The organism is Klebsiella sp. X1-16S-Nf21 (genome assembly GCF_002837615.1).
GTDB classification, from domain to species: Bacteria; Pseudomonadota; Gammaproteobacteria; order Enterobacterales; family Enterobacteriaceae; genus Klebsiella; species Klebsiella variicola.
The window spans coordinates 98,921-110,684 of the sequence record NZ_PJDK01000002.1 but is presented as its reverse complement, the minus strand read 5'-3'; the positions used below and the strand labels follow the sequence as shown (position 1 = coordinate 110,684).

The 11,764-nt window shown below is 58.2% G+C and carries 8 protein-coding genes; all 8 read right to left on the bottom strand.

The genetic code is table 11. From position 1 onward, the window contains the following. Window positions 1-55: 55 nt before the first annotated feature. Window positions 56-355, bottom strand: a complete 300-nt coding sequence (locus CW267_RS01905) for a helix-turn-helix domain-containing protein (RefSeq protein WP_008806992.1) — start codon at window positions 353-355, stop codon at window positions 56-58. Then, window positions 355-702, bottom strand: coding sequence for a type II toxin-antitoxin system RelE/ParE family toxin (locus CW267_RS01900; RefSeq protein ID WP_008806991.1), 348 nt, complete (start codon window positions 700-702; stop codon window positions 355-357). The genes CW267_RS01905 and CW267_RS01900 overlap by 1 nt, the downstream gene beginning before the upstream one ends. Before the next feature lie 214 nt (window positions 703-916). Continuing rightward, a complete protein-coding gene (gene glgP, locus CW267_RS01895) occupies window positions 917-3,364 on the bottom strand; it encodes a glycogen phosphorylase (protein WP_008806990.1) in 2,448 nt (815 codons plus the stop codon). A gap of 17 nt (window positions 3,365-3,381) precedes the next feature. Beyond that, entirely contained in the window at window positions 3,382-4,815 is a 1,434-nt protein-coding gene (gene glgA / locus CW267_RS01890; protein ID WP_004202133.1) for a glycogen synthase GlgA, read from the bottom strand. Further along, entirely contained in the window at window positions 4,815-6,110 is a 1,296-nt protein-coding gene (gene glgC, locus CW267_RS01885; RefSeq protein ID WP_008806989.1) for a glucose-1-phosphate adenylyltransferase, read from the bottom strand. The genes glgA and glgC overlap by 1 nt, the downstream gene beginning before the upstream one ends. An 80-nt stretch (window positions 6,111-6,190) precedes the next feature. After that, on the bottom strand, window positions 6,191-8,167 hold the full coding sequence (gene glgX / locus CW267_RS01880) for a glycogen debranching protein GlgX (protein WP_012967127.1): 1,977 nt from the start codon (window positions 8,165-8,167) through the stop codon (window positions 6,191-6,193). Then, window positions 8,164-10,350, bottom strand: coding sequence for a 1,4-alpha-glucan branching enzyme (glgB, locus tag CW267_RS01875; protein ID WP_008806987.1), 2,187 nt, complete (start codon window positions 10,348-10,350; stop codon window positions 8,164-8,166). Before glgB ends, glgX begins: the two co-directional genes overlap by 4 nt. 238 nt (window positions 10,351-10,588) lie before the next feature. Then, the gene (gene asd, locus CW267_RS01870; protein ID WP_022066277.1) at window positions 10,589-11,695 is read right to left on the bottom strand and encodes an aspartate-semialdehyde dehydrogenase; all 1,107 of its coding nucleotides are present in this window, start codon (window positions 11,693-11,695) and stop codon (window positions 10,589-10,591) included. Window positions 11,696-11,764: the final 69 nt, after the last annotated feature.

Sequence of the window (11,764 nt, the reverse complement as noted above, 5' to 3'; positions counted from 1 at the left end):
TGGCGCCAGGAGAGAAATACCCGGGCTATGGCTTGCGCTTGGCCCGGATACCTGTTCACAAATTAAACGAGACTTTTTTTCCAGTCGGCAACGTGACATTTATACTGAGTTCTCCCCCCAATGCCGCAATGTAGCGTTTTAGGGTCGAAAGCCGCGGATCGTTATCAGCCTGTTCCATTTTAGCGATCGTTGGCTGCTTTACCCCCATAGCCGCAGCCATCTCTGTTTGCGACATTTGCAACTCTTCTCGAAGCAAGTTTAAAGCGACAGACTGGCGTATCTCTGCCGCTTTCGCTGCAATACGCTGCTGGCTTTCAGGACTCTGTTTCGCCATGAGTTCTTTTAGCGTGGCCATTATCGCTCCTTAGTCAGGTGTTGGCTGAATTCTCTGTCAGCCAGAGTAATCATCTCTTTGTAAAAACGTTTCTCATTCATGCCATCCTTATTGCCCGCACATAAAACGATAGCTTTCCGCAGAGGATCAAAAGCAAAAAAGGCGCGGATGGGGAGCCCATGATGCTGAACCCGGAGTTCTTTCATATTCTGAAACGTTGAATCTTTCACCGTATCAACATACGGGCGCCCAAGCTGCGGACCAAACTCAGACAAGATGAGCATCGTGGCCAACATATCCTCTTTTAAAGCTCTACTTTGTAATTCGAACCAGGCATCAAACGTATCCGTCGTTTCTACATCCCACATAGGCGATCCCTCATAGCCTAAAGGCTATCATCCATATTATAGCCATTAGGCTATGAACGTAAACTTATTGAGCATTTATCGTACTGCTGGCGAATTCACGTCAATAGTATATTCCCGCAATAGCCTGAATCCTCCCCGGCACTTTTCCGAATAAAACGTTCTCCGCACAGACAGAAACGGGGCCAAATGGCCCCGTTGAGTTGCATTGACTGGCTTACAGCCTTACCGGGTCGATATGCCAGATATATTTCGCGTACTCCTGGATCGTCCGGTCAGAGGAGAAGTAGCCCATGTTGGCAATATTCAGCATCGCTTTATAGGCCCACTCTTCCGGATGTTGATACAGCTCGTCGACGCGATCCTGACAGTCCACATAGCTGCGATAGTCCGCCAGCACCTGGTAGTGGTCGCCAAAGTTAATCAGCGAATCCAGCAGGTCGCGGTAGCGCCCCGGTTCCGCCGGGCTGAACACGCCGGTACCGATCTGCGTCAGCGCCTGGTGAAGCTCTTCATCCTGCTCGTAGTATTCGCGTGGTTTATAGCCGCTGCGACGTAGCTCCTCCACCTCTTCCGCGGTGTTGCCGAAGATAAAGATATTCTCTTCGCCCACGTGCTCCTGCATCTCCACGTTCGCCCCGTCGAGGGTGCCGATAGTCAGCGCTCCGTTAAGGGCAAACTTCATATTGCTGGTGCCGGAAGCTTCAGTGCCTGCGAGGGAGATCTGTTCCGACAGGTCTGCCGCCGGAATAATCAGCTGCGCCAGGCTGACGCTGTAGTTGGGGATAAAGACCACCTTCAGCTTGTCGCCAATCTGCGGATCGTTATTGATCACCGCGGCCACATCGTTGATCAGGTGAATAATATGCTTGGCCATGTAGTAAGCCGAGGCCGCCTTACCGGCGAAAATGTTCACTCGCGGCACCCACTCCGCCTGCGGATCGGCTTTGATCCGGTTATAGCGGGTAATAACGTGCAGCACATTCATCAGCTGGCGTTTGTACTCATGGATGCGTTTGATCTGCACATCAAACAACGCCTTCGGATTCACCACCACATTAAGCTGCTGCGCAATATAGCTGGCCAGCCGCTGTTTGTTTTCCAGTTTAGCCTGACGCACCGCCTGATTGACCGTCGGATAGTCGATATGCTGCTTCAGCTCGTCAAGCTGGCTCAGATCGGTCCGCCAGGTGCGGCCGATATGCTCATCCAACACTTTCGACAACGGCGGGTTGGCCAGCGCCAGCCAGCGGCGCGGCGTGACGCCGTTGGTGACGTTGGTAAAGCGCATCGGGAAGATTTTAGCGAATTCGGCAAACAGCGACTCCACCATCAGCCGCGAATGCAGCTCCGACACGCCGTTGACCTTGTGGCTGACCACCACCGCCAGCCAGGCCATCCGCACGCGACGGCCGTTGGACTCGTCGATAATCGAGGTTCGGCTGAGCAGCGCGGTATCATTGGGATACTGCTCCTGCAGGGTCTTGAGGAAGTAATCGTTAATCTCGAAGATAATCTGCAGATGGCGCGGCAGAATTTTGCCCAGCATATCCACCGGCCAGGTCTCAAGCGCCTCGCTCATCAGCGTATGGTTGGTATAGGAGAAGACCTGACAGGTCACCTCGAACGCCTCGTCCCAGCTGAATTTATGTTCGTCGATAAGCAGGCGCATCAGCTCCGGTATTGACAGCACCGGGTGGGTGTCATTGAGGTGAATGGCAATCTTGTCCGCCAGGTTGTCAAAGGTCTTATGCAACATGTAATGGCGGCTCAAAATATCCTGTACCGTCGCCGACACGAGGAAATACTCCTGGCGCAGACGCAGCTCGCGTCCGGAGTAGGTCGAGTCATCCGGATAGAGCACGCGGGAGACGTTTTCGGAGTGGTTTTTATCCTCTACCGCAGCGAAGTAGTCGCCCTGGTTGAATTTACCAAGGTTAATTTCGCTACTGGCCTGCGCGCTCCACAGACGCAGCGTGTTGGTGGCGTCGGTGTCAAAGCCGGGGATGATCTGGTCGTAGGCTTCCGCAATAATCTCTTCCGTCTCAATCCAGCGGGTTTTCTTTCCTTCCTGCTGAATGCGGCCGCCGAAACGCACTTTGTAGCGGGTGTTGTGGCGCTCAAACTCCCACGGGTTACCGTACTCCAGCCAGTAGTCAGGGGACTCTTTTTGTCGGCCATCGACGATATTCTGTTTAAACATCCCGTAGTCGTAGCGGATCCCGTAACCGCGTCCCGGCAGACCCAGCGCCGCCAGGGAATCCAGGAAGCAGGCCGCCAGACGGCCCAGACCGCCGTTGCCAAGACCGGGGTCATTCTCTTCATCGATCAGCTCTTCCAGATCGAGCCCCATCTCCGCCAGTGCGCTGCTCACATCGTCATAAATGCCCAGCGACAGCAGCGCGTTAGAGAGGGTACGGCCAATCAGGAACTCCATCGACAGATAGTATACCTGGCGCACTTCCTGCGAGAGCTGCGCGCGGTTGGAGCGCAGCCAGCGCTCCACCATGCGATCGCGGACGGCAAACAGCGTGGCGTTAAGCCATTCATGCTTGTTGGCGATGGCCGGATCTTTACCGATGATAAACATCAGCTTATAGGCAATAGAGTGCTTTAACGCCTCAACGCTCAGCGTCGGTGATGCATAGCTAAAGGGTACATTCATAACAATGACTCCAGTGGTTACATCAAGCGTTGATAAAGTTCGCGATAGGAGTTCGCGGCAACCTGCCAGCTAAAATCCATATTCATCGCCTGACGCTGCACATAGCGCCAGAGCGACGGGCGCGACCAGAGAACAAAGGCGCGACGGATAGCGCGCAGCAATGACAGCGCATTGCTGTCCTCAAAGACAAACCCTGTCGCCAGACCATCGGCAAGGTTCTCCAGCGAACTGTCAGAGACCGTGTCCGCCAGCCCCCCGGTGCGGCGCACCAGCGGCAGCGTGCCGTACTTCAGACCATACAGCTGAGTTAAGCCGCACGGTTCAAAGCGGCTCGGCACCAGAATGACGTCGGCGCCGCCCATAATGCGATGGGAGAAGGCCTCATGGTAGCCAATCTGCACCCCCACTTTGCCCGGATGTTCGGCGGCGGCGGCGAGGAAACCTTCCTGCAGCACCGGATCGCCGGCGCCCAGCAGCGCCAGCTGGCCGCCCTGCTCAAGCAGACCCGGCAGCGCTTCGAGCACCAGATCCAGCCCTTTCTGGCTGGTCAGGCGGCTGACCACGGCAAACAGCGGCGCTTTGTCATCGACCTTCAGGCCCATCGCAATCTGCAGCTGACGCTTGTTCTCCGCCTTCTCCTCCAGCGTGTCGCGATCGTAGCGCATCGGCAGCAGCAGATCGTTTTGCGGACTCCAGATACCGTCGTCAACGCCGTTGAGGATCCCCGACAGCCGTCCTTCATGATGGCGCTGGCGCAGCAGCCCTTCCATGCCGTAGGCGTATTGCGGTTCGGTGATCTCGCGCGCGTAGGTCGGGCTTACCGCCGTAATATGGTCGGCGTAGTAAAGACCGGCCTTCAGAAACGAGATCTGACCGTTAAACTCGAGGCCATGCATGTTGTAAAACGACCACGGCAGCTCGATATCATTCATATGCCAGGAGTAAAACATCCCCTGGTAGGCCAGGTTGTGCACGGTAAAGACCGATTTAGCCGGGCGTCCGCGCGCCGCCAGGTAGGCTGGCGTCAGGCCGGCGTGCCAGTCATGGGCATGCACCACATCCGGGCGCCAGAACGGATCCAGTCCGCTGGCCATTTCGCTTCCCACCCAGCCCAGCAGCGCAAAGCGCAGGACGTTGTCGGTATAAGCGTGCTGGTTGGTATCGTGGTATGGGCTCCCCGGCCGGTCATAGAGATGCGGGGCGTCTATCAGGTAGATCCCCACGCCGTTAAAGTGGCCGTACAGCAGCGTGATCCGCCCGGCGAAGGTATCGCGGCGGGTTACCACCTGGGCATCCACCACGCCGCGGCGGATATCGGGAAACGCCGGCAACAGCACGCGGGTGTCGATACCCTCCGCAATTTGCGCCGCCGGCAGTGCGCCGATGACGTCCGCCAGACCGCCCGTCTTTAACAGCGGGAACATCTCAGAACATACATGTAAGACCTGCATTAGCGCTCCTGTTTGTGCCCCAATTTCCGCAGCATGTCGCGGGTCACCAGCACGATACCTTCCTCTGAGCGATAGAAGCGGCGTGCATCCTCTTCCGCGTTCTCACCAATCACCATACCTTCCGGGATGACGCAGGCGCGGTCAATCACGCAGCGACGCAGGCGGCATGAGCGCCCCACCCAGACATCTGGCAACAAGACTGCCGAATCAATGTTACAGAATGAGTTCACCCGCACGCGCGGGAACAGCACCGACTGCACCACCACCGACCCGGAGATAATGCAGCCGCCGGAAACCAGCGAGTTCAGGGTCATGCCGTGGCTACCGGAGCGGTCCTGGACGAACTTCGCCGGCGGCAGCGATTCCATATGGGTGCGGATCGGCCAGTTCTGGTCGTACATATCCAGTTCCGGCGTGACTGACGCCAGATCGAGGTTGGCCTTCCAGTAGGCCTCCAGCGTTCCCACATCGCGCCAGTACGGCTCAGCGTTCGGGTCAGACTGCACGCAGGAGAGCGGGAAAGGATGTGCATAAGCCATGCCAGCTTCGGTGATCTTCGGAATGATATCTTTGCCGAAATCGTGGCTGGAGTTTTCGTTGCGATCGTCTTCTTCCAGCAGCTCATAAAGATAGGCGGCGTCAAAGATATAAATGCCCATACTGGCCAGTGATTTGGTCGGGTCGGTTGGCATCGCCGGGGGGTTAGCGGGTTTCTCGACGAACTCAATGATTTTTTCGTTTTCATCGACCGCCATGACGCCGAAGGCGGATGCCTCTTCAATGGGCACCGGCATGCAGGCCACGGTGCAACGCGCCCCTTTTTCGACATGGTCAATCAGCATGCGCGAGTAATCCTGCTTATAAATATGATCGCCCGCGAGGATCACCACGTACTCCGCTTTGTAGCGGCGGATGATGTCCAGGTTCTGCGTCACTGCGTCCGCCGTGCCGCGATACCAGTTTTCGCCGTGCACGCGCTGCTGGGCTGGCAGCAGATCGACAAACTCATTCATCTCTTCGCTGAAGAACGACCAGCCGCGCTGGATGTGCTGCACCAGCGTGTGCGACTGATACTGGGTGATGACGCCGATACGGCGGATCCCTGAGTTAATGCAGTTAGATAATGCGAAATCGATAATACGGAACTTGCCGCCGAAGTGAACGGCAGGTTTCGCACGCTTAATGGTGAGATCCTTGAGCCGGGTGCCACGCCCGCCCGCGAGGATCAACGCCACGGATTTGATGGGTAATTGACGCGCCAGCATCAGCGGATCGTTTTTTTCAAGCCTAACCATGATTAACTCCTTTTTACACCCCAGCTTTCCTTCTCATCCCGCCGCGCCGCCGCCACGAGTTCAACCGGAAGCTTCAGGGATTACGACCTTTGAAATACGCACACTCCGTGCGCGGGCCCATGCCAGACAGCCATGATGACCGGATTATCCTCTCCGGCGAAGGGAGGAACGGCGCGCCATTCCCCCTCAGGTAAAACCATATCGACCACCTCTGCGGTGGCGTTCAGCGTGAGCAGCCAGCGATCAGACAACTGGATCTGCATACACGCTGCGCCCTGCTGCCACTCCCCGGCAGTCAGCGGCTGGGCGTTGCGATTAAGCCAGCGGACATTGCCATCGCCCTCCTGCCACCAGCGGTTGCGGGTGAGCGCTGGAATGCGACGGCGCAGGTGGATCAGCGCCGCGGTAAACGCGGTTAATCCCGGGTTCGCCTGACGCCAGTCCAGCCAGGTCAACGCGTTATCCTGGCAGTAGGCATTATTGTTGCCGTGCTGGCTGTGGCCCTGCTCATCGCCCGCCAGCAGCATTGGCGTCCCCTGAGCCAGCAGCAGCGTCGTCAATAGCGCATGCACGCTGGCGCGCCGCCGTTCAATCACCGCAAGATTGGCGTCTAATCCCTCTATACCATGATTGTTGCTGTAGTTATTGTTAGTCCCATCGCGATTCTCCTCCCCGTTTGCCTCATTGTGTTTCTGATTGAAACAGACGCAGTCGCGGAGCGTGAAGCCATCGTGGGCCGTCACCAGGTTCACCGTCGCCGATGGCCGTTTGCCATCGCGAGCAAAGAGATCGCTGGAGGCCGCGAAGCGTTGCGCAAAGTCACCGAGGGAGACGTTTTGCTGCAGCCAGAAACGACGGGAAATATCGCGAAAATGGTCATTCCATTCGGCGAACAGCGGTGGGAAATTAGCCACCTGATAGCCGCCCGGGCCGATATCCCAGGGTTCCGCAATCAGTTTCACCTGCGACAGCACGCTGTCGCGGCGGATAGCCTCGAACAGAGGCGCATCCTGGCGGAATTCCGGCGTCCGCCCCATCACTGAGGCGAGGTCGAAGCGAAAGCCGTCGACATGGCACTCATCCACCCAGAAGCGCAAACACTGGCGCGCCCATTCCACCACCCCGGGGTGGCTGAGATTGAGCGTATTACCGCAGCCGGTCCAGTTGTGATAATCACCATCCTCCCTTACCCAATAATAGCTACGGTTGTCGATTCCGCGCAGGGAGACGGTGGGCCCTTCGAGATCAATTTCCGCGCTATGGTTGAGCACGATATCCAGAATCACCTCGATGCCGGCGGCATGAAGCGCCTTAACCGCATCACGAAACTCATCGAGGGCACGCGCGGGATCGTTGGCATAGCGCGGATCCAGCGCGAACCATGCCAGCGGGTTGTAGCCCCAGTAGTTGCTCAAGCCCATCCGCTGCAGTCGCGGCTCGCTGGCGAACTGCGCTACCGGCAACAGCTCGAGGGCGCTGATGCCCAGCGATTTGAAGTAAGCGATCATCACCGGGTGGCCCAGCGCCTTATAAGTTCCGCGAATGGCTTCCGGCAGCTGCGGGTGCAGCAGGGTGAGTCCTTTCACGTGCGCTTCATAAATCACCGTTTCCCCCCACGGGGTACGCGGCGGCTTATCGCCCCGCCAGTCGTAATGCAGATCCACCACTTGCGATTTTGGCGCGATTGCGGCGCTGTCGCGATGATCCGGCTCCCACATTCCACCATGCAGGCGTTCGTCATCCGGCAGATCGCCCTCGACCCGATACGCGCAGGGATCGAGCAGCAGCTTCGCCGGGTTAAAGCGGTGCCCCTGCGCCGGGTCCCAGGGACCATGCACCCGATAGCCGTAGCGCAGGCCCGGCCCGGCAGCGTCCAGCCAGCCGTGCCAGATGTCGCCGCTGCGCGCCGGGAGATCGACGCGTTGCTCGTTACCCTGCTCGTCGAATACGCACAGCTCCACCCGCTCCGCATGGGCGGAGAAGAGGGCGAAATTCACGCCCTTGCCGTCATAGCTGGCGCCCAACGGCGCAGGTTTGCCTGCCGCAAGTGAGGTCATTGCGCCTCCCGGACCAGCCAGATCGTCGCCAGCGGAGGCAGGGTCAACGATAGCGAATGTTCGCGGCCATGGCTGGCGATCGCGTCGCTCTCCACCACACCGCCGTTACCCTGGTTGCTGCCGTGATAGTGCATGGAGTCGGTATTCAACGCCTCGCGCCAGCGTCCCGGCTGGTTAATGCCGAAGCGGTAGTCATGGCGCGGCACCGGCGTGAAGTTGCTGGCGACGATAATCTCATTCCCGGCCCGGTCGCGGCGCACAAAGACAAACACCGAACGCTCATGGTCGTCGACCACCAGCCATTCGAAACCGTAGGGGTCAAAATCCAGCTCGTGCAGCGCTTTATGGTGACGGTAGGTATGGTTCAGGTCACGCACCAGTCGCTGGACGCCATGGTGCCAGTTGTCGCCGCCCTCCAGCAGATGCCAGTCGAGGCTGCCGTCGTGGTTCCACTCGCGGCCTTGAGCGAACTCATTGCCCATAAACAGCAGTTTTTTACCCGGGAAGGCGAACAGCCAGCCGTAGTAGGCGCGCAGGTTGGCAAACTTCTGCCAGGCATCCCCCGGCATGCGGTCGAGAATCGATTTTTTGCCGTGCACCACTTCATCGTGGGAGAGCGGCAGCACAAAATTTTCGGTGTAGTTGTAGAGCATGCCGAAGGTCATTTTGTCATGATGGTAGCGGCGATGCACCGGATCGAGCTTCATGTAATCCAGGGTGTCGTGCATCCAGCCGAGGTTCCATTTGAACCAGAAACCGAGGCCGCCGCCGGCTGGTGGACGGGTCACCCCGGCAAAATCGGTGGACTCTTCCGCCATCGTCACCGCGCCCGGCGTCTGTTCGCCGAGGATGCGGTTGGTGCTGCGCAGAAACTCAATAGCTTCCAGATTTTCCCGGCCGCCGTATTCGTTGGGGATCCACTCACCTGCCTTGCGGCTGTAATCGCGATAGATCATTGAGGCCACCGCGTCGACCCGCAGGGCATCAATACCGAAGCGCTCGATCCAGTACAGCGCGTTACCGACGAGGAAGTTGCTGACTTCGCGGCGACCATAGTTGTAGATCAGGGTATTCCAGTCCTGGTGATATCCCTCGCGTGGATCGCTGTGCTCATACAGCGAAGTACCGTCAAACGAGGCAAGGGCAAAATCATCCGCCGGGAAGTGGCCGGGCACCCAGTCAAGAATGACGTTCAGCCCGGCGGCGTGCGCGGCGTTGATAAAGTAACGGAAATCGTCGCGGGTGCCGAAACGGCGGGTCGGCGCATAGAGCCCGGTGGGTTGATAGCCCCAGCTGCCGTCGAACGGGTGCTCGTTAACCGGCAGCAGTTCGAGATGGGTGAAGCCCATCCATTTCGCGTAGGGCACCAGCTGGTCGGCCAGCTCGCGGTAGCTCAGCCAGAAATTATTATCGGTATGACGGCGCCAGGAGCCGAGATGCACTTCATAGATAGAGATCGGGGCATCAAACTGGTTCGCCGCTTTGCGGTCCGCCGGCTGTTCCACTTTGGGCGGCAGGTCGCAGATAAGCGAGGCGCTTTCCGGACGCATTTGCGACTCAAAGGCGTAAGGGTCGGCTTTGACCCGCAGATGGCCGTGGGCGTCAATCAGTTCGAATTTATACAGCTGGCCATTATGCGCGCCGGGAACGAACAGCTCCCAGATCCCGGACTCTTTGCGGAATCGCATCGGGTGGCGTCTGCCATCCCAGTAGTTAAACTGCCCCACCACCGACACGCGGCGGGCATTCGGCGCCCACACCGAGAAACGGGTACCAGTGACGCCGTCCATGGTGGCAGCGTGCGCGCCCAGCGTTTCGTAAGGGCGCAGGTGGGTCCCTTCGGACAGCAGCCAGACGTCAAGATCCTGCAACAGCGGACCAAAGCGATAAGGGTCATCAATCAGATTCTGCTGCCCGTGCCAGGTGACGGCCAACTGATAGCGAAAGGCGTTTTTGCGACGTGGCAGGACGCCGCTGAAGAAACCACGCGAGTCGAGGCATTCGAGCTTGCCGACTTTGCGTCCGGTTTTCGGTTCAATAACCCACACGTCGGTGGCATCGGGTAATAATGCGCGTACTTCCAGCCCGGCGTCAGTACGGTGCATGCCGAGCACGGAAAAGGGATCCGCGAAATGACCGGCGATTAGCGCATTAATCACGTCTCTATCAATATGATTAGACATGCTTTCATCCTGTTGTAAGTGTCGCTCATTCCTGTAACTGGCGACTTTTTTTGACCTGAACGGCGCAGTGCTCTCAGCATCCTCCTGCTCCGTCCCACCTTCAGGTAAGGAATTCCTTACTTAAAGCATAGCCAAGGCTGAGTTACCTCCGTGGGGAAAAATCTAACATCCGCGTTTACTCCTTGTATTACGCAAAAAAAAAGGGGGCTTGAAGACCCCCTTTATGTTCATCCTGCGCTTACGCCAGCTGGCGAAGCATCCGGCGCAGCGGCTCCGCAGCGCCCCACAACAGCTGGTCGCCAACGGTAAAGGCCGACAGATACTCCGGCCCCATATTCAGTTTACGCAGGCGCCCTACCGGGGTGGTCAGGGTGCCCGTCACCGCGGCTGGGGTCAGCTCGCGCATGGTAATATCACGATCGTTCGGGACCACTTTGGCCCACGGGTTGTGCGCGGCCAGCAGCTCCTCAACGGTCGGGATAGACACATCTTTCTTCAGCTTGATGGTGAACGCCTGGCTGTGGCAGCGCAGCGCGCCAACGCGGACGCACAGGCCGTCTACCGGGATAACGGACGAGGTGGCGAGGATCTTGTTGGTCTCCGCCTGGCCTTTCCACTCTTCGCGGCTCTGGCCGTTATCCAGCTGTTTGTCGATCCACGGGATCAGGCTGCCCGCCAGCGGTACGCCGAAGTTATCTACCGGCAGCTCGCCGCTGCGGGTCAGCGACGTCACTTTGCGCTCGATATCCAGAATGGCGGAAGCCGGATTCGCCAGCTCTGCCGCAACATGGTTGTGCAGCTGACCCATCTGGCTCAGCAGCTCGCGCATATGACGCGCGCCGCCGCCGGAAGCCGCCTGGTACGTTGCCACGCTGACCCACTCCACCAGATCCTGGGCAAACAGGCCGCCGAGGGACATCAGCATCAGGCTAACGGTACAGTTGCCGCCGACAAAGGTTTTGATGCCGTTATTCAGGCCGGCGGTGATCACGTCCTGGTTAACCGGGTCGAGGATAATGATCGCATCATCCTTCATGCGCAGCGAAGAGGCGGCGTCAATCCAGTAACCCTGCCAGCCGCTTTCGCGCAGCTTCGGGTAAATCTCGTTGGTGTAATCGCCGCCCTGGCACGTGACAATAATGTCCAGTGCCTTCAGCGCGTCCAGATCGAACGCATCCTGAAGCGTGCCACCGGTGCTACCGCCGAATGACGGCGCTGGCTGTCCCAGCTGGGAGGTAGAGAAGAACACCGGGCGAATGGCGTCGAAATCGCGCTCTTCAACCATGCGTTGCATGAGAACAGAGCCGACCATTCCGCGCCAGCCGATAAAACCAACATTTTTCATAACGTATTCCTGCGAGGTGTGTGCTGTTTGTGCCTGGCCAGTTTCCAACTGGATTATCCCTCACCTTAC